Below are 24,610 nucleotides of genomic sequence, written 5' to 3'. Positions count from 1 at the left end.
TTCACCGGAGGGGGCGGACTACGGGTAGACCCGTGGGTCAGTCTCGCCCCGCAGAATGCGGGACTGCAGACCACAGCATCACATCGCATTTATTTTTTCACTGTTCGCTTTTGTCACTTCGATCGTTTAGTCGACCAAGGGGGCTCACTACTCTGAGGAGAATCCCATGCGACTGCGGCTCAGATGCGCGCTCCACCGGGTGCGCGAAGCGATAGCGGCAACCTGCCTGGCTGCCTGGACGCTCGTCGGTCTTGCACAAACCGGCGAGCCAATTGCAACCATCGGCCACGGTGGCTTCTTCGACGCGCAGGGAAAGCAGATCCGCGTGACACAGGCGTTTGTCGAACAGGCGCAATCCTGGTATCGCACTGACCTGTTGACCAGCATCGATGACGACGGCCGACGCGCCTTCGCGGAGTTCGAGAGAAACCTCCTGCGCGTCGGCACGGTAAAGGGACAGACGCGACTGGTTGCGCGCCAGTATGGCCTGGAATGGCTGTTCGCCCACTCTGCGCGACACCGCGACGACGATCGACTACTGGGCAAACTGCGCGCGCTCGAAATTGCCCTGCGGACCAAACTTCCCGAGAAAGCCAATGACCGGCTACCACGCCGTGAACCTTTCGTCCTCACGCCGTTGCAGGCCAGCCGGTGGACTGCGTTGCGGGTGAAGCCGAAAGCCGGCATGGGGCTGTTGTCACCCACCGTGAACTCCGGCCAGCTCTATATCAACGAATGCATGGACGCCCGGGTGCCGATTCCACCTCCGATCGGACAGATGGATCCGAACGGCACGGCCGGCTGGAAATCGCAGGGATTCATTCCCGAAACGATCCAGTTCATCGTCGGCACACCCGCCGAGCTGCGCAGCTACAAGAGCACATCGCCGGCCGGCATGTGCTATGCGCTGCCGCGCTATGTAGACGACACGCTCGATTCCGTCCAATTTGACGGGGTGATCTGCCTCAGCGAGGAGACCTCGAAGGTCTGCTTCTGGGACAACCAGATGAGCGGAGTGGGCTTCACATTCGACGCGGGCGACCAGATTCCGATCGGTGTTCCAAACCTGGCCATCGACCCGGAAGGACGCTACCAGGCGGGTGGCTATGAGCTACTCGGCGGCACGGGCGGTGTGTGCACCGACTGCCATGCGGGCGAGAATCCGTACATCACGCACCCGGATGCTGACCTGGGCGACGGTGTACTGTGGAGCAGCCTGTCCGGGCCGCCGGAGAATCTGCCGACGTTTGCGCCCAATCGCTACGAACCCATCGTTCCGGCCGAGTGGCCACAGAACGATCTGTCGCAGGCGGGCCCCACCGTACCTGTCGAATGCGGTGGCTGCCATGTCAAGGGCGTAGCAGGACGCTTCCCGCACCTGTCGAACGAATTGCCCGGCTATTGCACCCTGGTGTTGTCGCCTGCCCTGCTGACGACGATGCCTCCGCCTTCACCGGGCAGCGCGCAGGCCGCAGCCGAAACCTTTCGGGATGCCTACTGCGGCTTTCCACCGGATGCCGCATCCGCCGACGCGGGTGATCCGCACATCACGACCACCAATGGCGTTCACTACGATTTCCAGGCGGCCGGCGAATTCGTCGTGCTCAAGAACTCCGCCACGGGATTTGAATTGCAGTCACGTCAATCGCCCGTGCAGACGACGTTCACGCCACCACCAAATGCATACACCGGACTCTCCAGTTGCGTCAGTCTGAACACCGCCGTGGCTATCCGCGCCGGCAAACACCGCATCACCTACCAGCCGCGAAAGGCGGCCCAGCCGGACGGCGACATGGTGCTTCGACTTAACGGCCGGGAGATCACCGCCACCGAGACGCGCCTGGACCTGGGCCAGGGCAGCTGGATTGCCGCCGCGGAGTCCGGCGACGGATTTGATATCAAGACCGGCGACGGCACACGTCTGACGGTGACGCCGCGCTTCTGGTCATCCCAGGGATACTGGTATCTGGACGTGAACGTGCACAAGACGCCGGCGCGGGAAGGGATTGCAGGCCATGTCATCGGCACTGACTGGCTCCCTCGCGCGCCCGACGGTTCGTCATTCGGTCCGCGGCCAGCGGCATTGGGCGATCGGCACGACGTCCTCAATCGCACATTTGCCAACGCCTGGCGCGTCACCCGGATCAGCAGTCTGTTTGACTACGATCCGGGCATGAGCACCCAGGACTTTACCGACAAGAGCTGGCCTGCGGCTCCCGACAGTGGCTTGGCGTGCAAGACCACATTGCCGAGCAATTCGCCGCTGACCCGCATGCATCCGGAGCTGGCCGAAGTGGCGTGTCGCCGGGTACAGGACAAGGCACTGCGCGACAACTGCCTGTTCGACGTCGCCGTCATGGGGGACAGCCGCTTCGCCGACGGGTATCTGAATCCGCCAAAGGGGCACGACTGGGACACTTTGCCGTGCCCGGGCAAGAAGGGACGTGACAACGAATAGTCCACCGGCTGTACCGAGGAACTTCGCTGTTTTGCGCGCAACGCGGTGGCCGCGAAGCAGCGAGGCGACACGAGAGCCTTCTACGGCCAGGGCGGCTCATCGAGCAGCCCCTGCCCGAGAATGCGCGTCTCTCCGAATTCGCGCGCGAGGGCCGTCGCACAGACGTTGGTGACATCCTCCAGCGCGGCGACCAGCGGCGGCGCATGACTGATCACCCAGACCTGGCTGCGCCGCGCCGCTGCCGCGATCTGGCGCGCCAGCGGACGGAGCAGGTCTTCATGCAGGCTCTGCTCTGGCTCGTTGAGCACCAGCAGCGGTGGCGGACGTGGGCTCATCAACGCCGCCAGCAGACACAGGTAGCGCAAGGTGCCGTCGGACAGTTCCGCGGCACCGAGCTCGCGCAGCAGACCCTCCACGGCAAGCCCGACTTCCAGGCGCGCGTCGCCGCTATCACGGATCACCAGTCGCGAACCCGGGAAGGCATCGTCCACCGCCGCCTGCAGGGCGTCGCTGTCGCCAATTTCAAGGATCGTCTGCAATGCTGCCGCCAGATCGTTGCCGTCGTGCGCCAGCGTGTCTGTGCGAACACTCACGCGCGGCTGACGCAACGGACTTTCCGCATCGGTGCGGAAACCATCGTAGAAGCGCCAGCTGCGCAGGCGCTCGCGCAAAGCGAACACCTCGGGATAACGCCCCGGCTCGCTCAGTTCCGACAAAACCGAACGGCTGGCAATGGGCATGAAGCCCAGACGCTGCCATTCGCCACCGGCCTCCTGCAACGTCACATGGTTGCCATCGCGTTCGAGCCAGGTGTTCCCTTTGCGACGAGGGCTACCCTGCCAGACGACTTCGGACTTGATCTCCGGATCCAGCAGGAATCGCGTCGGCGGCCCCTTCGTCGGCAGGCCCAGGGAAATTTCGTAGGCAACATCATCAGCGGCGAAACCAAACGTGACCCTCACCGGTGCCGCCCCCGCTGTTCCCTGGATCGGCACGCGGCGCCGCTGCTGGCTGCGTGTATCGCGCGGCCCTGCCCAGGTGATCGAGGGCATGCCCCCTTCCAGCGCCAGCGACTCGGCCAGCCGGCCACTCGCCGCCTGCGACAACAACCGTAGCGCACGATACAGATTCGACTTCCCGCTGCCGTTGGCACCGGTGACCAGCGTCAGCGGCTCCAGCCGCATCTTCAGATCACGTAACGACCGGTAATTCGACACTACGAATGTATGCAGCACACCGGCACCTCCCGCACGAATCCGGCAAGGATACGCGCGGCGGTGTCATGGCGTGAGACAAGGCTCATCCCCCAGCCCGCGCTCCAGATCCGCATCCGCCATTCCAGGCGACTACGGCATTCCAGGCCAAATCATTCCAGGCCAACCACGATTCGGAAAATTCCGAGCCGCGTGCGGGGCAATGCGCTGAGGGTCCTGACTCCTGCCCGGAAGGGTGCAATCCAGGCCAACCACAATCCGGAAAATTCCGAGCCGCGTGCCGGGCAATGCGCTGAGGATCCTGACTCCTGTCCGGAACAGCGTCGGGCCAGCCAATCGCTTCAGGCCAGCCATGGTCCGGAAAATTCCGAGTGAATGACGGCGTTGCCAACCTCGACGGCATTCCAGGCCCGGCATTCCAGGCCAACCACGATTCGGAAAATTCCGAGCGAAGGTGCAATCCAGGCCAACCACAATCCGGAAAATTCCGAGCCGCGTGCCGGGCAATGCGCTGAGGGTCCTGACTCCTGCCCGGAACAACGTTGGGCCAGCCAACCGCTTCAGGCCAGCCATGGTCCGGAAAATTCCGAGTGAATGACGGCGTTGCCAGCCTCGACGAAGCCGTGCTTCGACGAAGCCTATGATCGGCAGTCCCGCATTCGCAGGAGTCGATCATGGCAAGCTCGAGCATCCAGGATACCGCTATCGAGTTCCTTACCTTGTGCGCATCCGGAGACGTCCGTACGGCTTACGAGCGTCACGTCGCCGCGGGCTTCCGTCATCACAATCCCCACTTCCGAAGTGACCGCACCTCGCTGCTGGAGGCCATGGAAAAGAGCGCGGCCGAAGCGCCAAACACGTCGTTCGACGTCAAGCAGGCAATTGCGGCGGGCGATACGGTTGCCGTGCTATCGCAGGTGCAGCGAGTCCAGCAAGGGTTCAACTACGCGGTAGTGCATATCCTGAGGTTCGAGGACAGCAAGATTGCCGAAATGTGGGATGTCGGGCAGGAGATTCCAGCCGATTCTCCCAATGAGCTGGGAATGTTCTAGCGGAGGTAGCCGCGTCGACCGTCGTACGTTGCGCCTACCCCGGAGCGACGCATCGCAAAGTGTGGCGCGATCTGGCATTGGCGGGCGCATCGTATGGTACTTTGCGGCGATTTCATCACCCAACACCCCCAGGAGATCGCCTGATGATCGCTCGGCCACTCGCCGCCGCCTTGCTCGCCATGTTTGCTATCACCACTGAAGTCCAGGCCGCCGAGGCGCCGATGATCAACGCGGATGTCGTCAAGATGGTCAAGGCCAAGCTGCCGGAGTCCACCATCATTCTTGCCATCCGGTCGGCCAAGCCCGATTTCGACACCAGCGCCGATGCGCTGATCAAGCTGTCTGCGGCCGGGGTACCCAAAGACGTCATCGATACAATGCTGCAGCCGGCCGCCGCAGGTGCGCCAGCCTCGAACACGGCTGATTTCCACAGCATCTCCCGCTACAACCCGGAGGAGGTCGTCCTGAACCAGGACGGCGAAGAAGTGCGCATGAAGTACCTCACACCCACCATGCGAACCGGCGCCCGTGCACTCGGCTTTGGCGGCGTTGCCACCTACGCCGTGCTGCATGGACCGGCGGCAAAGCTTCGCGCCAGGACCACGCAACCGTCCTTTCTGATCGAGGTGCCCGAGAACGCGCAGCCGGAAAGTTATGCCACGTTGGCGAGCTTCGCCGTGCGCCAGAACAGCACCCGCGAGGTGCTCGTCGGCGGCGGCGTGGTGACGTACGAAACCGGCATTCACCGTGATCGCGTGGTGCCGACGACCAGCGAGAAGCTGGCAGACCAGTCCAAGGCGCATCCGGGCTTTGTGCTCTACAAGATCTCCCCGACCGAACCCTTGAAGAAGGGCGAGTACGCGCTGGTCACCTACAACAGCAAGGTGCGCGTGTCGGGATTCTTCCTGACCGGCCAGGATTCGTTCTTCGACTTCGGTGTGGATAGCTGATCATCCTGTCCGCACACATCGCCCGTCACGGACGGGCGATGCTCGCCCGGCACCACGTCGTGAACTGATACCGCCGTCCCGGTCATGTCTGCGGCGCGCGCTGACGACGCTGCTCGAGGAACTGCTCAAACTCGCCGACAGATACCGGACGGCAATACCAGTATCCCTGCGCGTAGTCGCATCCCATGGCCTTGAGTTGCCGGTGCTGCAGCTCGGTTTCGACGCCTTCGGCGACCACTTGCAGCTTGAGGTTGTGCGCCATCGCGATAATCGCCGCACACAAGGTATCGGCATTGGTGCTCGTGCCAACACCGTCGACGAAGGTCTTGTCGATCTTGAGCTTGTCGAAAGGTAGCCGTGACAGCGCGGCGAACGAAGAATACCCGGTACCGAAGTCGTCGATGGCGACGCCCAGGCCCAGCGAACGCAGCTCGTGCAATACGCTGCTGGCTCTCTGGGCATTGTCCATCAGTGTGCTTTCGGTGATTTCCAGTTCCAGCGAGCGGCGCGGTATCGAAAGCGTTGCAAGCAGCTGTGCCAGCCGCTCCACCAGTTCACCCCGCATCAACTGGTGCGCAGACACATTCACCGCCACGCACAGCGCGCCACGATCGTGCTTGATCCACGTCTGCAATTGCCGGCAAACCTGCTCCACGACCCACGCGCCCACCTCGTGGATCAGGCCCGTATCTTCCAGAATCGGGATGAACTCGGCGGGCGTCACATTACCGTGTTCGGCGCTGCGCCAGCGCAGCAGGACCTCCACGCCACACACCTGATCCGAAGCGAAGTCGACCTGGGGCTGGTACACCAGGTGCAATTCATCGTTCGCCAGGGCCTGCCGCAAACCGGTTTCCAGCGTCAGGCGACGCGAGACCTGGGCGATCATCTCGGGCTGGAAGACGCAAAAGGCGTTGCGGCCGGCGTGCTTGGCGTAGTACATCGCCGTGTCAGCGTACTGGACCAGCAGCAAGGGGTCCGTCGCGTGCAAGGGACAGCGGCTGATGCCCAGCGACAGTGTCACCACGACGTCCGACGCCTCCACGCGCAGCGGCGTCGCAAACGCATCGAGCAGCGCCTGCGCGACGACGGCAGGCTCGGTCTCATGTTGCAGCCGGGGCAGAATGACCGTGAATTCGTCGCCACCCAGCCGCGCCAGGCGGGCCTGCTGCGGCAACGCCCTGCGCAGGCGCTGTGCGGCCTTGGTCAGGACAAGATCACCGAAGCGATGGCCGAGCGAGTCATTGATGTTCTTGAAGCGGTCCAGGTCGATGAACATCAATGCCAGCTTGTCGGTGGGCCCCATGTGATCGATAGCGGCAGCCAGTTCGTCAACAAACCGCGTGCGATTGGGCAGGCCGGTCAGGGCGTCATAGGTCGCCAGCTGCTGCAGCTGACCCAGGTGTCGCAGTTCGTTCGCGCGGCGTTGGCGGTAGGTCAGCACCGCCAGGAGCAGTACGCCAAGCAGCGATGCAGCGTAGATCGCATAGGCACCCCGCGTCCGCCACGGCGGCGGTGATACCGTCAACGAGACCGACAGCGTCGGCGACAACCATTGCCCATTGCCGCCCATCTGCCGCGCCTCGAAGCGATAGTTGCCGGGCGGCAGCGGGTCATAACCAATGGAAAGGCTGGCCGGCATGTCCTGCCAACGCGACTGAAGTCCCGCCAGCCGATAGGAAATGGGACGGTGATCCCCGAAAGCCGCAACGTTGAAGCGCACGCGCGCTTGCGTGTAGTCCACGCGCAGCGATGCCACGTCGGGGCCGCGCAGATTGATCCGTTCCACACCACCGACCTCGTAGCTGCCGAGCATCAGAGGCTGTGGCGGCGTAACGCTGAGGCGCTCGGGAAACAGGCGCAGCAAACCCGAGGCACTGCCAAAGTAGACGCTGCCGTCAGTGGCCGCGAGCACGCTGCGCCAGTTGACCCCGATATCCGGCACGCCGTCGGCGGACGAGAACGCGACAAAGCGATCTTGCGCCGCGTCGCGACTCGCAATTCCCCGGTTCGTACCCACCCACAGCGTGCCCCGCGTGTCGCTGGTAATCGCGTCGATCGTCTGATCAGGCAAACCATCAGCCGGCAGGTAGCGCCGGAAATGCACGCCGTCGGCCTCGAATGAGGCCCGGTTGAGGCCCGCCTGCGTGCCCACCCATAACGTTCCCTGGGAATCGACATGCGTGGCGATGACCAGATTGTCGGACAGGCTGCGTTTGTCACGCGCATTGTGAACGTGGCGTGTGACCTCGTTCGTCGCCGGGTCGAAATGCACCAGGCCCTGCGTCGTACCCAGCCACAGCTTGCCGTCATCGGCCAAAGCTACGCTCAGCACACCGCCCGTCAAGGCCCCGCCGGGCGTACTCGCCGGATCGAACAGCCGCAGGGCGGAGTCGCCCCGTGCAAGGACCGCCAGCCCGATGCTGCAACCGACCCACAGGCGCCCTTCTGCGTCCTGGACAGCCGCGTTCATGTACGGATCGGGCATTTCGCGTCCGTCTGCACTCACGAGCCGGTAGCGCCGAGCCACTCGCTGCTGCGGGTGCCAGTGCAGCAGGCCCGTGTTGTTGGTAGGCAGCCAGTAGCCGCCGTGCGCATCCGCGACAATCGCATGGCCAGACAACGTCGGCTGGGTGAACGACAAGGCGCGATCGATGTCCGCGCTTCGATCCTCGAACTCGCCGTTGCGTGGATCGAGCACGCCGACACTTCCGCCGCACAGCAGCACGAGCAGTCGCCCGTCCGCCTGTTCGCGTGCGGCGCAAAAGCTGTTGCTGCGGCCTTCCGGCGCGCGATAGCGGGTTGCACCGTGCTGCCCCACCCGCAACCGGTTGGCACCGTCGCGTTGCAGCCCGACCCAGAGATTGTCCCGGTCATCCAGGACGAGCGCCGCGACGCGATCGGACGACAAGCTGTACGGATCGTCCGGCTGATGACGGTATACCGCGAGCGAACCCGATGCCGGATCGAAACGCAGGAGCCCGACATGATGCGCGCCGCCAATCCACAGGGCGCCATCGCGGCCGAGTGTCATGGCGTCTATCTTTCCGTGCATCAGCGCCGACGGTATGCCGGATTGGCCGGCAATACCCGTTTGCGGGTCGTAGTGATAGAGACCTTTGGCCGTCCCGAGCCACAGGTGCTCGCCCGCAGGAACGATTTCCAGCGCAACCGCCTGCCCCAGCGATACCAGCAGATCAGCGCGCCGGAAGTCGCTCACAGCGATGCGAAACACGCGCCCGTCAACGCATCCGGCAAACAGCTGATGCCCGTCTTCGCTCAACGCCAGCGCGGTGACCCGCGGCTGCTCGCCATCCGCAAGATCAACCGGCAGTGCGCGTCGCGACCGTGGATCAAAACGGAAAAGACCCCGGTCCGTGCTGACCCAGAGGTTCTCCTCGCGGTCCGCGACAACGTGCGTGCCACGTGCCGAATGAATGCCGTTGCGTTCCAGGGTGTACGCATCGACCACGCCGGTCGTGCTGTCCAGGCGCTGCAGCACGCCGGCGAAACTCAGGATCCACAGTGCATCCCGCGTCTGCGCCATGTCGGCATTGGTGCGACTCACCAGGGTACCGGGCTGATCCGGGTCGCGGTCGATTGAGCGCACGTCGTGGCCGTCGAAGCGATGCACACCGTTATCGCCCGCAAACCAGACGAACCCGAAGCGATCGACAAACGTGGCGAAAATGGCGCTGCTGGCCATGCCCTGGCGCAAACCGATCGGCTCGAACGCAGGCTCCCCCCAGACCGGGAACGTCCGTCCTCGAAGGCCCCTGCTCCGCATCGCCGGATGCTTCCCGGGCGAGGCCAGCCGCCACCATCAGGACCAGCGCGAGGGGGACATACCGATTCATTCGAACGGGCCACCTGGCTGACGATCGATGACTGGTCCTAGAGTAGCGCGATTGTCCCGGCGACAGGCCGCTCCGTCGCCCCTGGAGACCGCCGGATATCGGACAATCCAGACCCTGTATTCCCGTGGAGGGTGGAATGGACGCGAGCCGTGCAGCCGTACCGGCCCTGTCGTTGGACGCCTGGCGCGCCGCGGGCGATACGCACTTTCACTATCGCGGCCATGCGATCTTCTCGTGTCGTGGTGGTGCGCCGGATGCCCCGCCGCTGCTGCTCATCCACGGTTTTCCGACGGCCTCGTGGGATTGGGAGGCGCTGTGGCCTGCCCTGTGCAGCCGCTACCGTGTCCTCGCGCTCGACATGATCGGCTTCGGGTTTTCCGACAAGCCACGCGACTACGACTACAGCCTGTTTGACCAGGCAGACCTGTGCGAAGCGTACCTGCTGGCGCAAGGCATCGAGCGCTACCACCTCCTGGCACACGACTACGGCGATACGGTCGCCCAGGAATTGCTGGCCCGCCAGGCAGACCCGGACGGCCGTCCGCGACTGATGACTGCCGCTTTGCTCAATGGTGGCCTGTTCCCCGAAACGCATCGCCCGGTGATCGTGCAGCGACTGCTGCTGTCGCCGCTAGGGCCGTGGGTGGCTCGGGCGATGACCCAGGCGCGATTCTCCGCCGCGCTGCATCGGATCTTCGGCCCCGGCACACCGCCCCATCCGGCCCTTGTAGCGGGATTCTGGCGCCTGCTGCAGCACAACGATGGCGTGCACGTCATGCATAAACTCATCCGATATATGGTGGAACGTCGGCGCCACCGCACGCGCTGGGTCGGCGCGCTGCAGCAATCCAGCGTCCCGATCGCACTTGTCGCTGGCATGGCCGATCCCGTTTCCGGTGCGCACATGGTGGCCCGCTACCGCTCACTGGTTCCCCGTCCGGATATCACCGAACTGGTGCAGATCGGGCACTACCCGCAATGCGAAGCGCCAGACGCCGTGCTCGAGGCGTATCTGGCATTTCGGGAAAGGTCCGCGGGAAGCGGCGAGCCGGCACACGTCGCGGCCGGCTCCTCCTGACCGAAAGGTTTATCCCGCCCTTAGAGCCTCCGCTCAATCCCTATCCGGTGCGCCAAGCGGGAAGTTCACGCGGAACCAGCGCGCATCGTCCACCGCGCGCGCAAACGCCGGGCGGCCGAGCAGACGGGCACGGTAGGCGCGAAGCACGGGATACGTCTGGGCAATCGGGTGAGTCCAATCAGCGTAGAACAACGCCGGTGCTGCTGCGCAGTCGGCCATCGAGAAGGAGTCGCCTGCTGCCCAGGTCTTTCCGCGCAGCGTCCCTTCGAGCCAGGCGTAGGCGCGTTCCAGCAACTCTGTCGCAACCGCCAGACCGTCCTGGCGCTTGGTCGCATCACCCGTCAGCGCCGCACCGACGGCGTGCTGGACGGGGCTCATGACGTGCAAATCGAAGAACCGATCCAGGAATCGCACCTCCAGCGCGTGCCGCGGATCGTCTGGAATCAATCGAACGGGGCCGGGATGCTCGAGCTGGAGATACTCGATGATGATGCTGGTTTCGGCGATATCCTTGCCGTCGTCAACCAAAAGTGGAAACTTGCGCAACGGCCAGCGTCGCAGCCATTCCGCGGTGTACTCGGGCGTGTCCGGGCCGATACTGCGGAACTCGAACGGGGTGGCGTTCTCGTACAGCGCCACAAGCACCTTCTGGGTGTACGACGAGAACAGATGACCGTAGAGAATCAACGACATCGGCATTCCTCCTGAGACTTCGCCGATCCTACGAGGGCAAACTGGCACAGACTCGCCAGTCTATCCTGTGTAGCGAACAATGCTGGTGCCCGGAGTGGGATTCGAACCCACAACCACCAGGCTCTCGACCTGGCGCGTCTGCCAATTGCGCCATCCGGGCATGTGGACGGGAAATCTGTGGTGCCAGGGTGGGATTTGAACCCACAACAACCGGCTTCTGAGACCGGCGCGTCTGCCAATTGCGCCACCTGGGCTTGCTGCGAAAAACATGGTGCCCAGGGTGGGATTTGAACCCACAACAACCGGCTTCTGAGACCGGTGCGTCTGCCAATTGCGCCACCTGGGCTTGCTGCGAAAAACATGGTGCCCAGGGTGGGATTTGAACCCACAAAAACCGGCTTCTGAGACCGGCGCGTCTGCCAATTGCGCCACCTGGGCTGGAAAAAACGAAGCCCCCGACGGAGACCGAGCGGGGGCTTCGAGAATTCGTGACCTTGGCAGCTCAACGAATCAAACGCGTCCCTCCCGTCCCGTAAGGGGCAGGGTTAGTAGCGTAAGCAGGTTGATGCGGCAGGTATTCATGATGGGGCGGGAGTCTGCGCATCGGAAAGGGTCGATGTCAAGTGATCTTGTGAAATGGATCAACGCCCCCTGCAGTTACAGCGCGTTGCCCCCGGGACCAGGCACCGACCGGACGCGGTGACCGAACGCCGGCCGGAGCGGCGTGATTCTTGGCACGGAGCACTGTTTATTGGTAGATAACGCATCATCATATTCTTTGTATATTGCGCAGCCTGGTAATAATCATTGATATAGCGCCGAATGCCTCACAGCGCATTACACGATCTAGCGCATGATATGGTGCGTCTATGCCATGACTTCTCCGTAACAGCCGGGCTCCAACAGCCAGGCTCTTCAGGATTGCGCACACAATGGCACCCGCAGAATCGCCCGACCCGTTCAGCTGGCTTTGCAGCGACAGTGAGATCGCCCGGCGCCTCTGCGCCCCTGATTCCGCCCCAGCCACGCTCGGACCTGTCCAGTGCTGGCCTGAACTTCTGAGATCGTCGCTGAGCCTGTGCCTGGCGAGCCCCCTGCCTATCCTGCTGTGGTGGGGCCCCCGTCACGTGTGCCTCTACAACGATGCATTCCGCGCGCTTCTCGGAGCGCGACATCCGTCGGTGCTGGGACATCCCTGCGCCGAAGCCTGGCCGGATTTGTGGGCCCTGGTCGGTCCAAGCGTCTCAGCAGTGATGCTCAGAGGTGAGACGGTGCAACTACGCGACCTGTCACTTCCCGTGGCGCGTCGCAGCACTCCTGAAAACGCTCGCGTCACATTTTCACTAAGCCCGATCCGCACCGTCCACGGCGACATCGTCGGGGTTTTCTGTCCCACCATTGAAACCACGCAGGACGCAACGCGGCGCGAGCAGATGGTAGCCGCGGCAGATCGTGCCAACCTCCAGGCGATGAACCTCCTCAACGATGTCGCAAACCGCTGCGCCAAAACCGGTGAAAGCGAGCAGGAGTGCCTGGACGAGGTCGTCAAAGTGGCCATTGCCCTCTCCGGCGCCGAAAAAGGCAGTCTGCAACGACTGGATCGGCCTACCAATACGCTGAGACTGGTGGCACACCGTGGCTTCGACAGCCGGTTCGTCGACTACTTCCAGACCGTGGCGATCGCAGGCGCCAGCGCCTGCGCAGCGGCGATCGCGTCAAACCAGCGCGTCTTTGTCGAAGACGTTACGCATAGCAGCTTGCTCGCCAATTCGCCCGCCCTGCCCATGCTGCTGGAAGGCGGTGTCCGCGCGATGCACTGCACACCGCTTGCCGATGGCACTGGCGCTGTCCTTGGCGTGATATCGGTGCATTTCTGCGAACCGCACCGGCCAAGCGAGCGTGAAATGCGCCTGCTCGGCCTGCTGGCCCGTCACGCTGCCGATTTCCTCGCGCGCCAGCAGGTCAACCGCGCCATCCAGGAAAGCGAAGAACGTTTCCGTGCCCTGGTCAGTGCCACGTCCGATGCCGTCTACCGCATGAGCAGCGACTGGAGCGAGATGCGCCACCTGCGTGGCCGGGGGTTTATCCCCGACACACTCGAGCCCAGTCGTACCTGGCTCGGCCGGTACATCCATCCTGCGGACCAGGCCTATGTGATGCGCAACGTCCAGAGAGCCATCACGACGCGCAGCGTCTTTGAGCTGGAGCATCGCGTCATCCGCGTCGACGGATCACCTGGCTGGACATACTCTCGCGCCATTCCCATTTTCGACCAGCAAGGCGAAATCGTCGAATGGTTCGGCGCGGCGAGCGACGTCACGCTGCGCAAGGAGGCCGAGCAGGCCATGCAGCTCAGCGAGAGCCGCTACCGCACACTGTTTGATTCCATCGACGAAGGCTATTGCATCGTCCGGGTACTGTTCGATGACAAGGGCAAACCCTGCGATTATCGTTTTGAAGAAGTGAACCAGTCCTTCGCACGGCAGACGGGTATCCACAATGCAGTTGGCCGCTGCATGTGTGAAATCGTGCCCGAACACGAATCGTTCTGGTTTGAAACCTACGGCCGGATTGCGGCGACCGGCCAACCGGAACGATTTACCCATATCGCCACCGGGCTGGATCGCTGGTATGACGTCTATGCATTCCGCATGGGCAAGCCCGAGGACCGACGCGTCGCGGTGCTGTTCAATGACGTCACGGAACGCAAGCAGGTGGAGGAAGCGCTGCGAGTCAGCGAAAAGCGGCTTCGCACCGTTATCGAACAACTGCCCGCTGGCGTCGGCGTCACCGACAAGACCGGCCGCTGGACCCTCTGCAACTCGATGATGGAGCGGTATTTCGCCCACTCTATTCCATCGACACAGCCAGAACGGGCCGCCCGCTGGAGCGGATGGGACGAGCGCGGGAATCCCGTGCCACCGCACAACTGGCCCGGCAAGCGCGCCCTGCGTGGCGAAACCGTGCTTCCTGGCCTGGAGATGCGCTACATCGATGGCGATGGCCGCGCCTACTGGATGCGTGTCAGCGCAGCGCCGTTGCGCGATGACAACAGCATCGTGATCGGCGCCTGTGTCGCAATCCAGGACGTGTCCGAGGTAAAAAATGCAGAGCATGCCCTGCGTGAAGCCGATCGTCGCAAAGACGAATTCCTGGCGACGCTGGCGCACGAGCTGCGCAATCCGTTGGCACCGATCTGCAATGGTCTGCACATCCTTCGCGCGATGGCTTCAGATGGCAACGGAGTCGGCGATACCAGTGCTGTATACGAAATGCTGGAACGTCAGGTTTCTCACATGGTCCGCCTGGTGGACGACCTGCTGGAGGTATCCCGCATTTCGGGTGGAAAGATCGAGTTGCGCAGTGAGCCGGCAGACCTGGCCGACCTGCTGCGCAGCGCCATGGAAACCAGTCGCCCGCTGATCGAAGCAGCTGACCACGCCTTCCTTACCAGTTTGCCATCGGAAGCGCTGATTCTCGATGCAGATCCGGTCCGGGTGACGCAGATCATCGCCAACCTTCTGAATAATGCAGCCAAGTATACCGACGCCGGTGGCCAGATCTGGCTCACCGCCCATCGCGACGGGACCGATGCCGTGATCGTTGTGCGCGACAACGGCATCGGAATTCCCGACACCATGCTGGCGAAAGTCTTTGATCTCTTCACGCAGCTTGAACACGGCCGGCACCGCGCCCAAGGCGGGCTGGGCATCGGACTGACGCTCGTTCGACGCCTCGTGGAGATGCATGGCGGCCAGGTCGAAGCCAGGAGCGATGGCCCCGGCAAGGGCAGCGAATTCATCGTGCGGCTGCCATTGGCGCAGGGTCAACGCCCAACAGCAGTGGTGCCGACCTCGAATCAGCCTTCGCGCGGCACGACGGCACACCGTATCCTCGTGGTTGACGACAACGAAGATGCTGCAAACACCCTGAGCTTCATCCTGCAAGGACTCGGAAACCAGGTACGCGTCGCGCGGGACGGCCCCGAAGGGCTGGCAGCACTGGAATCGGAGTGTCCGGACGTGGTGCTGCTGGACATCGGCATGCCGGGCATGGATGGCTACGAACTGGCCCGACGGGCACGCCTGAAGGCGCAAGGCGATCTGACGTTGATCGCACTCACCGGCTGGGGACAGGAAGAGGACCGGCGGCGCTCGAAGGAAGCCGGCATTGACCATCACCTGGTAAAACCCGTCGATGTGGAAGCGCTGGGACGGTTGCTGGCGTCTGTGGAAGCCAGACGGTACTGATGGAGCGATCTGCCACGGTTCATGACCTCCGGCAGGCTTGCATATCGTTTATCGATGCGATCAATATCGCATCACGATATGCGGAGACCGCGCCATGACCCGTGTCAGCATCCAGGCCCTTGCCCTCGCCCGCCCTGTGATCAGAGCCCTTGTCGGCCTGAACATCCTGTACGCCTTGCTGCTGCTCGCCCTGCTCGGCGTCAGCTTTTTCATACCGGGCTGGCCCGAACGACCGCTCGGTTTCGACCTCGTCAACGCCCATCCGCAGATCGGTCTTGGACTTCGCGCCATCGTCATTGTCGGACTGCTGGGCGCAGGAATTGTGCACACGATCCTGCGACAACTCGATGCCATCGTGGGTACGGTCCACGGGGGTGATCCCTTCGTACTCGACAACGCCCAGCGACTGGAGTCGATCGCCTGGCGAGTCGCCGCACTCGAGGGGCTTCGCCTGATCGTCGCAGCCATTGCGGCCGTGGTGTGGGAGCCCGGCAAGATCGACGCCTTCTCACTCGCCCCCTGGCTTGCGGTAATGCTGCTATTCGTGCTGGCTGGCGTGTTTGCGCACGGCGCACGGATGCGCGCGGACCTTGAAGGCACGGTGTGATGCCTATCCTCGTCCGCCTCGACGAAAAGCTGCACGAGCGTCGTATGACGCTGACGGAGCTGGCCACGCGCGTCGATATCACCGTGGCCAATCTTTCAATCCTCAAGACAGGAAAGGCCAAGGCAATCCGCTTCTCCACCCTCGAAGCCATCTGCGTTGCCCTCGACTGTCAGCCGGGCGAACTGCTGGAGTTTCGACGTGACGAAAACTCAAGCGACGAAACGACACTCAGCGACATGACCGAGGAGACCCACGCGTGACGCACCGGTGTGTTCGCGGCGGCCACGCAACAGGCCCTCGCCAAATCAGGCCAGCCACGATTCGGAAATTTCCGAGCGACAGGCCGAACCAACCGCGGTTCAACGCCCTTCACCTTGGCACGTGATGACGCCAACAATGAACTACAACAGTGGGTCGCTCTGACGAGGGGAGATTTCCGAATCGTGGTTGGTCGATCGGATGGGCCTGGCGTGTCTAATCCTGGCGCGCAGACCAAGTCCGTGACGGCGCCAAACAGTCCTGAGAGAACCTGAAAAGTCCCGGCACGGATAGCGCCGTCGTGGCTTCAGCGAACCGCTGTTTCCCGGGTGCGGTGAAATGGGGATCAGTCCACGTCCTGAATCCAAGCACCAGCGCCAGCCGTGCGGCGGGGGTTGGATCAGGGTGACCCGCCAAGAGGTGGGTGCGAAGGCGCGCCAGCCGGCAAGAACCGCTGGCCGCGCTGATGCTGCCCTCCGCCCTTGAGCCACTGCTGTCCCAACTCGCGTGCCTTGCTCATCAGGGCCTGCACCGAGCCCACTGCGCGCCAATAGCGCGACCCGATCGTGAAAGCCTCAGCAAGCCACCCTTCGGGCGTCATGCCGAGGGATCCCAGTACGAGCGGTACCGACTGCGAGATTGCGCCACGCTTTCCAGCACGCCGCTGGCGCCCCGTCCAGTCCACCAGGCGTATGTACTCAATGGCACGCATTGGCAGCATCCGGTCGACTTCCCCGGCGACCGGACCGAGCAGCTGCTGACTGGAAATATGCCGCAACCGACGACGCACCGATGTGTGCGACGACGAGGAAAGATCCTTCGCGATGCCTGCGCGGATGGGGTTGAGATCCACATATGCCATGCAGGCCAGCAACGCCGCGTCGTCCAGCAATGCCTGGCAGTGATACCGCCCTTCCCAGAACCGGCCGCGGCACGCATCCTCGCGATTGGCCCGTCGTGCTATGGGTTCGTTGAGGAAACGCATGAACCAGGGGAGCGCGCAAAGCCGCTCGCGGTAAAGCGCTACGCGCCCGGCATCGGCCGCAATGTGCACCACCCGTTCGGCACAGCCATTCTCGTCGATCTCGTTGCCACGGCGCACCGGGCACAGTGCGACCCAGCGCCGGGCGACCTCCACTGCGGACCATTTCATGGCGACCTCAGGGGCCACATGTGCCACCACGTGGACATGATTGCTCATCACCGCATATGCATGAATGCCAATGGCGAAAATCTCGGCAAGCGCGTAGATGCGGTCCTCGATCCACTGCTTGCGGTGATCAAGGACCCGTCCGGACAGGCGGTCCTTGCCGCAGAGAAAGGCATTTCGTACGCATCGCGAAATGCAGTGGTAGTCCCCAGCCACGCCTGGGGGAACCATCAAATGTCGGGGAGTGCTCATGGCGCCATCATGCCCCACGGCACGGAAGACGGAATCAGCGCTATTCCCGGCATAGCATCGGAATTTTCCGAATCGTGGCTGGCACGATCCCGTCGGGCATGATCCCGTCAAAATCTTCCGAACAGTGGCTGGCACGATCCCGCGGTCGGCCGATACAATCGGATCAGATGCGCATGTTGATGGCCCTTTGGGAATGCACAGTTCGGGAGAGTCTCCGCATGACGACGCGTCGCTTCTTCCTTTCCGCCGGTGCCGCCCTCCTGCTCACCGGCTGCAGCTCTACCGAACGTTTCCGTTCGCCACGCGGATCCCCACTGATACCAGTCGCCAGCGTGGTTCCCGTCGATGGCGGAACCCTGCACGTTGAGTCCGTCGGCACCGGCAGCGCTGTCCTGCTCATCCACGGCGGGTTCGGCGACCGCCGGATGTGGGATGCCCAATTCACCGAGCTCGCGTCGCGTTACCGCGTGATTCGCGTCGATCTCCGGGGATTCGGCGCATCGCCGACACCGACCGCTGCCTATGACCCCGTCGGCGACATCGCGACGGTGCTGGATCACCTGGGTGTCCCAAAGGCACACTTCGTCGGCAATTCCATGGGCGGTGCACTGGCTATCGACGTTGCATTGGCACATCCGGACCGCGTGTCGAGCCTCACCGTCGTCAGCAGTGGTCCGAACGGATTTCCACTCGGGGAAGACAGACCACGTTACGCGAAAGAGATCGCGAGCATCGTCGCCGTATTTGAAGCAGCTACAACGGAGGGTGTCGATCGAGCAGCGGCCCTATGGGAGGCGCATCCGATGGTCTCGGTCGCACGCGCTGACCGGAACGTCGCACCTCGGCTTCACGCCATGCTCCAGGACAACCGGCAGATCTTCCTCCTGCCGTTCTGGCCAGACGACGACAAGCGCGCCGTCCATCGTCTTGAGCATATCGTCACTCCGACGCTGCTCATTGTGGGCGACAAGGATATCGAACTGGTTCAGGCAGCAGCGCGTTTCGCGTCTGCGCGTATTCCCGGCGCCCGGCTCGTGACGATGGCCGGAACAGACCACTTGCCTCAGATGGAACAACCCGAGCGATTCAACCAGCTACTGGCTGAATTCCTTCGGACGCACGAGTAAAAGGTCACGCTCATGACATACTGCATCCGCGGCGAGTGTCCAGACGATTCGCTCGCCATCCGTCAGGTAACCGACGCTGCTTTCCAGCGGGCCACGCGCAGCAATGGCCGCGAAGGCGTCATTGTCGATGACCTGCGTGGCGCCGGCGCCTTGACCGTTTCGCTGGTCGCCACGAGCGATGGGCGTGTCGTCGGGCACATTGCCTTCTCTCCTGTTCTGATCGACGGCCGCGATGAAGGATGGTTTGGTCTAGGTCCTGTATCAGTTCTGCCTGAGCAGCAACGTCGAGGCATCGGTGCTGCGCTGATCACCGACGGCCTGGCGCGTCTGAAAGCTCGCGGCGCCCGCGGCTGCGTCGTACTGGGCGAACCGTCCTACTACCAGCGGTTTGGCTTCAAACGACACCCGGCAGTGCGCTACGCCGACGCGCCGCCGGAATACTTCCTGAACCTCTCCTTCGACGGCGCGTCTCCCTCAGGTTGCGTCACTTACCACAACAGCTTCTCGGGCGTCGACGGCTGACGTCCGACGAGGAAGACAGACCTAAAAAACGGGGACCGAAGGAATCGCGCCAGCAGGAACCGAGGAACCGGGCCAACCACCATTCGGAAAATTCCGATGTTGGCGCCGGTCATTTCTCGCAGGCTGCCTGGTGCAGACACTCACCGGCCTGTGCCCGCACAACCTGCCGTCGACCGATTGTTGTTCACGGCGACAACATCCGATGGAGCCGGCGCTGCGCCTTGGCGCAGTGCCCGACACTGTTTGCTGGACGGGCAGATACAGGCTTCTCGGAATATTCCGACGAAGATCTCGGAAAAGACCGAATCATGGTTGGCCTGGAATGACGCGGGACCGGAATGACGGATTGAAATGACTTCGCAGTGGACTGACTGCAGTTCCACAACGCTGCGACGAGATCATCACTTACCCCGCCGGTTCCCGCTCGTCGGCCATCCGCCACAACCACACACCGATCAGTATCCGCGCCAACGGTTGCAGCGCCGGATACAACACGGCGTTCAGCGGGCCGGGCAACGGCGGTGCGCCAAGTTCGCTGGCGATGATCGTCACGGTGAGTGCCGCGGCTGCCGTGTAAAAAAACGCCAGCCAGCGGCCGAGGCGTCCGCGCCGGGCGATGGCGATCGCGTAGAAGCTGTTGCCGATGACAAAGGCGATCAACAGCAGGAAGTACAGTGCGTCCCAGAGGCCATCATAAACAGCGATCTGTACCCTGAGCGCGTCCTTCGTGGCGGCGTCCGCCACGAGCCAGGCATGACGCCATCGATCAAACGCAATCAGGGTCATGGCCTGCTGCCCGGCTTCGCTCATGCCCCACAGCAGGAATCCGAGAAACCCGGGCAGCACCAGTCCCGCGGCGAGGCGACGCAAACGGATCGCCACGCCCAGCGCCGCGCCGACGACCAGGAACGGATGGATCAGGTAGGCCCATGCGCGGAGGATGGCCGCAGGATCGTTCACGCGCGCCATGCGGCTGTCGAAGTCAGATCCGCCAGTGTAGGCGTACGGCAGGAAAATCAGGAGCAACGTCGTAGCGGCTGAAACCATCGAGCAGATGGCAGCCACGCGATAAAAGCGGGGCGTGAACACGGTGGCGGAATTGTCGATGGGCATTTGCCCAGTATCGCCCCCCAAGCGCCTGAACCCCCGGCCCAAGGTTCGCGTAATAACGCAGAAAAGTGGCAGTTCGGCGCAAACGGAGGAACGGACCGCGACATTCAGGTGCTCTGGTGCTGTTGCGCACGGGGTGACAACCCGTGCCGCTCCGTTTCTGCAGCGGCGCCAGGGCGCAGCCAGTCAACAGTCGAAGTCAGCATACAGCAACGTATCGACCGGATACTCCAAAGCACCGATATCCGGCGCTGATCCTGACACGCGTTGCGCTCCGTCAGCGTCCGTTGCCACGGACGCGTCGGGCAGCGCCGCATCACGCAATGGCGAATCTGCGCGTAGTCGCAATCCATTGCGCGTACCGGAAGCGGCGCACCGAAGCCGCGGATCAGCTGTGATATCCCCAGCACCCATCGCAGCGCCCGGTATCGTCTGCCCGCCCCAGCGCGCATTGTGATCGAAGGTGATCGCAGGCGAAGTACCCAAGGCGATCAAAGGCGATCCGGGCAAGGACTGCACCAAAACATTGTTGCGCACGACAACACCCGTATGCGGACCGTCGTCGAAAACCATCGTGCCCTCGGTCGCAGCGCAGACCAGGGTATTGAAGGCGACAAGCGAGTTCTGCGCAGGACGGTTGCCGAAACCGTTCCACTGTCCCAGGCAACGCCGCCGCGCGCCTGTCACAAGGTTGTTGACCACGCGGTTGTTGCTGAATCCGTTCGGGTCCGTGCCGCTCTCTGCGGCAAGGTCGATACCAATCGCCGCGCTACCGAATCGAAAGTAGTCAGCGAGACCGCGGGTATAGACGAAGTTGGCCGACACTTCGGAATCGACGAGATTGTTGGCGTACAGGTCCACGCTGTAGTTGTCGTGCAGTCGATTCCGCGCCACCCGGTGGCGCTGGCCGTAGATGCCCATGCCCTCGCCCCAGTTCTCGTGGATGAGATTGTCGGTCACGACGTCGTCATGGTCTGACAGGTTCACGGCTGAGGGCCAGCCGCCGTCCGGTCGTGGTGTTGGCTGATTGGAACGTATGTTGTGATGGAAATCGTTGCGCTCGATGCGCAGGTGATGCGCGCCGTTGTAGGGATAGACGGCGCCACCGATGCTGTCGCGGACGACGCAATCGGCGATCACGAGGTCATGACCACCGTCGATGGAAATGGCACTTTTGCGTGCGTTGGCGATTTCGAGCGACCGGATCTGATAACCACTGCCCTGGATGTAGAAGATCGGCGTGTCCGCAGCCGCGTTGCTGCCGTCCAGCACGGCCCATTCGCCCGGCGCCGATTGCAGAGTGACTGGCAACGCCGAAGTCATCGCGCCGTACAGGCCAAGTGTGGACGTGTGATAGGTACCGCCGTGCAAGAGCACCGTATCCCCCGCTTGCGCCATGGATAAACCCCTGGCCGGGGTCGCATAGGGAAGCCCGGCGGTACCGTTGCCAGTGCTGTCAGATCCGGTAATGGCGACATGCCATGTTGTCGCCAGGGAAGATCCCGGCACACCCGCTCCAGCCCCAATCATCAAGACGGTCATGACAACCGCGAAACACCGCGCAGCTCGTTTCATCATCGGCATCTGCATAACAATGGGCCGGCAGGATGCACCTTCCCTTCACGACAGGACTGCAACGTTAGCACGCTCGCGACGCACGCGCGGGTGCCAGCCGGCTCCAGTCTCACGGCCCTGCTGAGCCCACCCCGGAGAAAGTGCCGTCATTCCACGTACTGCCGGACAGCTCCCACTACGTCCGCAAGATGCCAATATCCATGAGCCCTGCCTTCTTGCTCGTACTGCTTGCCGCTGCAGCCTCGGAAACCGCCGATGCAGCAGTGCTCACCTTCAACGGCTACGGCGCAGTGCACACCGGAATGAATCGCGCCGCGCTGGATCAGGCTGGGCTGGAGGTCGTGGACTACATACCACCCAAAGGTGTCCCGGGCGGCTGCATCGAAACACCACTTCGCGCGAATCGCGCCATCCTGGTGATGTGGGAAGACGGTGTGGTAACCCGCGTGACCAGCCGCGATCCGGCTACCCGGACACGCTCGGGTGTCGCGGTGGGTGACAGCGAAGCCAAGGTCAGGGCGGTGTACGGAAACCGCCTGAGCGTTGAACCCAACAAATACCGATACGAGGAGAACTGGCGCGACCTGACCCTGTTCTCCAGTGACGGCAACCACGCCATGGTTTTCCAGACCGACGGAGAACGCGTGGTAGAGATCCATGCCGGGCAACGGGAGGCAGCGCAATACGTTGAAGGTTGCGGCTAGCTGCGCGGCTCTGTCTCCCGGCACGGAACCCAGGTCCAAGAGAACCAGGCCAGCCACGATTCGGAAAATTCCGAGTCACAAACCTGCCACGCAAGCACGGCCGCTGCGGACTTAACCGGGTGACGTCGAGCGCCCGCACGTCGGAATGAGAGCAAGCGAGGTCTCGGAATTTTCTGAATCGTGGTTGGCCTGGAATGCAGACACGACGTCGAGAAGCACCCGCACGTCGGAAATGGCTAGGAAAGGGCGTCGGAATCTTCCGAATGGTGGTTGGCCTGGAATGCCGCCTGGAATGCAGCTTGCCTGAAATGCACTTTGTTCCTGGCCGGCGCCCTCGCCGCAACCGGCGCGGGCTACTATCGTCCCGTCCGGCTCGGAATCAACCTATGCCCACACCGATCCGCCATTTCGTCATGCCGGTTCTGGCCGCCGTGGTGGGCGTCGTCACCCTGGGCAATACGGCCTTGCACTACGACGAGTCCCGCACGGTTGAGAGGAGCGGGGTCGTAGTGCCGGTAAAGTCGCTGGAGAACCCGAAGTGGTTCAAGCGCAGCGGAAAGCGCGTCTCCTACCGGGCTGACGTGACGTTCACGACGGTGGACGGTCGCGGGGTCACCGCCGAGGCCGCGATTTCCGATTCCGAACTCGCCCGTTACCGGTCCGGCAGTTCGCTGGAGGTGCGCTACCTGCCTAACCAGCCGGACGTCATCCGGCTTGTCGGTGAGGAGGACGAAGGCACCAGCGGACTCTTGTTGATCGTCGGCATCGGCGGGCTGGCCTACGGCACGTTCGGTATCGCCCGGCGCGTCATCCGGAAGTTCTAACGGGCGGAATGCCGCGATCGAGCGGGTCGGCGCGCATCGCCTCGCGGATCTGCCGGGCGAGCTCGTCGGTGATCAGATCCACGCCATTGGAGGGTGTGCGCAGGTTGATGTGAAACGCGGGCAGCACCGGCAATTCGTGGCGGTCCAGCGCCGCCAGTCGGGCGGGAACGGTACGCGAGAGAAACGGAGCAACGGCCATGTCCGCTTCCAGCGTGGCGAAGACGGGCTCGAGACTGCCAACCTGGCAGATCACGCGCCATTCGATACCTGCGCGGTTGAGTGCGTCGATCGCGGCCGAACGAAATGCGCAGTGCTCCTGCCCGAGCGCCACTGACAAGGGACGGCGCCGATACGCGGTGCCATCAGGCGCACCTGCCCAGACCAAGGTGTCCGTGAACAGGAAGGTGTCACCGCTGCCGCGACGCGATTCGGTCAACACCGCCAGATCGATCGAGCGTTCCCGCAACTGCTGGCGCAAGCGACTGGAAGTGTCGCTGACGAGCGTGACCAGCACATGGGGCCGCTGGTTCTGAAACCGGCGCAGCACGGGAGGCAACAGCGATGCGACGATATCGTGCGCGACGCCAAGGCGGACCTCGCCGCTGAAGTCCTCCCCGCGCATCTGGTTGAACACGTCGTCGTTGAGTCCGATCAACCGGCGCGCGCGGGACATCAGCCGTTCGCCGTCGCGCGTGAGCGCCATCGTTTCGCCGCTGCGGTCAAACAACTGCGTCTCGAACAGCGCCTCCAGGCGCTTGATCTGCTGGCTCACTGCCCCTTGGCTCAGGTGCACCACTCGCCCCGCTGCGGTCATCCCGCCGGTTTCCGCCACGGCGACGAATGCGCGCAGCAAGCCGATATCGATATCCCGGACACCCGAAGCCATTACATTTCCTAATTGCCGCCAGCAGGAAAACGGGTTTCACACT

General features: G+C 63.1%; 18 protein-coding genes and 4 tRNA genes. 11 read left to right on the top strand and 11 right to left on the bottom strand.

Annotated features, from left to right (window positions below; translation table 11 throughout):
- Positions 1-166 precede the first annotated feature (166 nt).
- The gene (locus N4264_RS13860; RefSeq protein ID WP_261692845.1) at positions 167-2,458 is read left to right on the top strand and encodes a hypothetical protein; all 2,292 of its coding nucleotides are present in this window, start codon (positions 167-169) and stop codon (positions 2,456-2,458) included.
- 80 nt (positions 2,459-2,538) lie between these two features.
- Here N4264_RS13860 and N4264_RS13855 read toward each other — a convergent pair whose 3' ends face one another.
- The gene (locus N4264_RS13855) at positions 2,539-3,693 is read right to left on the bottom strand and encodes an AAA family ATPase (protein WP_261692844.1); all 1,155 of its coding nucleotides are present in this window, start codon (positions 3,691-3,693) and stop codon (positions 2,539-2,541) included.
- 653 nt (positions 3,694-4,346) lie between these two features.
- On the opposite strand from N4264_RS13855, the gene N4264_RS13850 reads away from it, so the two are divergent.
- Both N4264_RS13850 and N4264_RS13845 read left to right on the top strand, forming a co-directional pair.
- Entirely contained in the window at positions 4,347-4,724 is a 378-nt protein-coding gene (locus N4264_RS13850; RefSeq protein WP_261692843.1) for a nuclear transport factor 2 family protein, read from the top strand.
- 143 nt (positions 4,725-4,867) lie between these two features.
- Positions 4,868-5,674, top strand: coding sequence for a hypothetical protein (locus N4264_RS13845; protein ID WP_261692842.1), 807 nt, complete (start codon positions 4,868-4,870; stop codon positions 5,672-5,674).
- A gap of 82 nt (positions 5,675-5,756) precedes the next feature.
- On the opposite strand, the gene N4264_RS13840 is transcribed toward N4264_RS13845, so the two are convergent.
- Entirely contained in the window at positions 5,757-9,380 is a 3,624-nt protein-coding gene (locus tag N4264_RS13840; RefSeq protein WP_261692841.1) for an EAL domain-containing protein, read from the bottom strand.
- A 287-nt stretch (positions 9,381-9,667) separates the two neighbouring features.
- Here N4264_RS13840 and N4264_RS13835 point away from each other — a divergent pair, with 287 nt between their 5' ends.
- Positions 9,668-10,609 (top strand): alpha/beta fold hydrolase, encoded by a 942-nt coding sequence (locus tag N4264_RS13835; protein WP_261692840.1) that lies wholly within the window; start codon positions 9,668-9,670, stop codon positions 10,607-10,609.
- Positions 10,610-10,642: 33 nt separating this feature from the next.
- On the opposite strand, the gene N4264_RS13830 is transcribed toward N4264_RS13835, so the two are convergent.
- From N4264_RS13830 to N4264_RS13810, 5 genes are all read right to left on the bottom strand, one after another.
- A complete protein-coding gene (locus N4264_RS13830; RefSeq protein ID WP_261692839.1) occupies positions 10,643-11,302 on the bottom strand; it encodes a glutathione S-transferase family protein in 660 nt (219 codons plus the stop codon).
- An 83-nt stretch (positions 11,303-11,385) separates the two neighbouring features.
- Positions 11,386-11,462: transfer RNA gene (locus N4264_RS13825), tRNA-Leu, on the bottom strand.
- A gap of 18 nt (positions 11,463-11,480) precedes the next feature.
- Positions 11,481-11,556: transfer RNA gene (locus N4264_RS13820), tRNA-Leu, on the bottom strand.
- Between the two features lie 15 nt (positions 11,557-11,571).
- Positions 11,572-11,648 (bottom strand) — tRNA-Leu (locus N4264_RS13815).
- A gap of 15 nt (positions 11,649-11,663) precedes the next feature.
- Positions 11,664-11,740, bottom strand: a tRNA-Leu gene (locus N4264_RS13810).
- A 494-nt stretch (positions 11,741-12,234) separates the two neighbouring features.
- Between N4264_RS13810 and N4264_RS13805 the strand changes: the two genes are divergently transcribed.
- The 3 genes from N4264_RS13805 to N4264_RS13795 all read left to right on the top strand — a co-directional run bounded on the left by N4264_RS13805 (position 12,235) and on the right by N4264_RS13795 (position 16,419).
- Positions 12,235-15,552 carry a PAS domain-containing protein gene (locus tag N4264_RS13805; protein ID WP_261692838.1) on the top strand — a complete coding sequence of 1,106 codons (3,318 nt, stop codon included), beginning with the start codon at positions 12,235-12,237 and terminating at the stop codon, positions 15,550-15,552.
- A gap of 94 nt (positions 15,553-15,646) precedes the next feature.
- Positions 15,647-16,159 (top strand): DUF2975 domain-containing protein, encoded by a 513-nt coding sequence (locus tag N4264_RS13800; RefSeq protein WP_261692837.1) that lies wholly within the window; start codon positions 15,647-15,649, stop codon positions 16,157-16,159.
- A complete protein-coding gene (locus N4264_RS13795) occupies positions 16,159-16,419 on the top strand; it encodes a helix-turn-helix domain-containing protein (protein ID WP_261692836.1) in 261 nt (86 codons plus the stop codon). Before N4264_RS13800 ends, N4264_RS13795 begins: the two co-directional genes overlap by 1 nt.
- A gap of 398 nt (positions 16,420-16,817) precedes the next feature.
- Here N4264_RS13795 and N4264_RS13790 read toward each other — a convergent pair whose 3' ends face one another.
- Positions 16,818-17,819, bottom strand: coding sequence for a transposase (locus N4264_RS13790; RefSeq protein ID WP_261692835.1), 1,002 nt, complete (start codon positions 17,817-17,819; stop codon positions 16,818-16,820).
- A 218-nt stretch (positions 17,820-18,037) separates the two neighbouring features.
- Here N4264_RS13790 and N4264_RS13785 point away from each other — a divergent pair, with 218 nt between their 5' ends.
- Together N4264_RS13785 and N4264_RS13780 are read left to right on the top strand one after the other, a co-directional pair.
- Positions 18,038-18,946 carry an alpha/beta fold hydrolase gene (locus tag N4264_RS13785; protein ID WP_261692834.1) on the top strand — a complete coding sequence of 303 codons (909 nt, stop codon included), beginning with the start codon at positions 18,038-18,040 and terminating at the stop codon, positions 18,944-18,946.
- A gap of 12 nt (positions 18,947-18,958) precedes the next feature.
- Complete coding sequence (locus tag N4264_RS13780) at positions 18,959-19,468, top strand: GNAT family N-acetyltransferase (protein WP_261692833.1); 510 nt, start codon at positions 18,959-18,961, stop codon at positions 19,466-19,468.
- Positions 19,469-19,873: 405 nt separating this feature from the next.
- On the opposite strand, the gene N4264_RS13775 is transcribed toward N4264_RS13780, so the two are convergent.
- Both N4264_RS13775 and N4264_RS13770 read right to left on the bottom strand, forming a co-directional pair.
- Positions 19,874-20,581, bottom strand: coding sequence for a hypothetical protein (locus N4264_RS13775; RefSeq protein ID WP_261692832.1), 708 nt, complete (start codon positions 20,579-20,581; stop codon positions 19,874-19,876).
- Positions 20,582-20,764: 183 nt separating this feature from the next.
- The gene (locus N4264_RS13770) at positions 20,765-21,976 is read right to left on the bottom strand and encodes a right-handed parallel beta-helix repeat-containing protein (RefSeq protein ID WP_261692831.1); all 1,212 of its coding nucleotides are present in this window, start codon (positions 21,974-21,976) and stop codon (positions 20,765-20,767) included.
- A 377-nt stretch (positions 21,977-22,353) separates the two neighbouring features.
- Here N4264_RS13770 and N4264_RS13765 point away from each other — a divergent pair, with 377 nt between their 5' ends.
- Both N4264_RS13765 and N4264_RS13760 read left to right on the top strand, forming a co-directional pair.
- Positions 22,354-22,857, top strand: a complete 504-nt coding sequence (locus tag N4264_RS13765) for a hypothetical protein (protein WP_261692830.1) — start codon at positions 22,354-22,356, stop codon at positions 22,855-22,857.
- 386 nt (positions 22,858-23,243) lie between these two features.
- Positions 23,244-23,681, top strand: a complete 438-nt coding sequence (locus N4264_RS13760) for a DUF3592 domain-containing protein (RefSeq protein WP_261692829.1) — start codon at positions 23,244-23,246, stop codon at positions 23,679-23,681.
- Here N4264_RS13760 and N4264_RS13755 read toward each other — a convergent pair.
- Complete coding sequence (locus N4264_RS13755; protein WP_261692828.1) at positions 23,665-24,567, bottom strand: LysR family transcriptional regulator; 903 nt, start codon at positions 24,565-24,567, stop codon at positions 23,665-23,667. The two genes, N4264_RS13760 and N4264_RS13755, sit on opposite strands and share 17 nt — an antisense overlap.
- Positions 24,568-24,610: the final 43 nt, after the last annotated feature.

The sequence above is a fragment of the Tahibacter amnicola genome, assembly GCF_025398735.1.
In the GTDB taxonomy this organism is placed as follows: domain Bacteria; phylum Pseudomonadota; class Gammaproteobacteria; order Xanthomonadales; family Rhodanobacteraceae; genus Tahibacter; species Tahibacter amnicola.
This window is presented reverse-complemented; position numbering and strand designations above follow the sequence as displayed.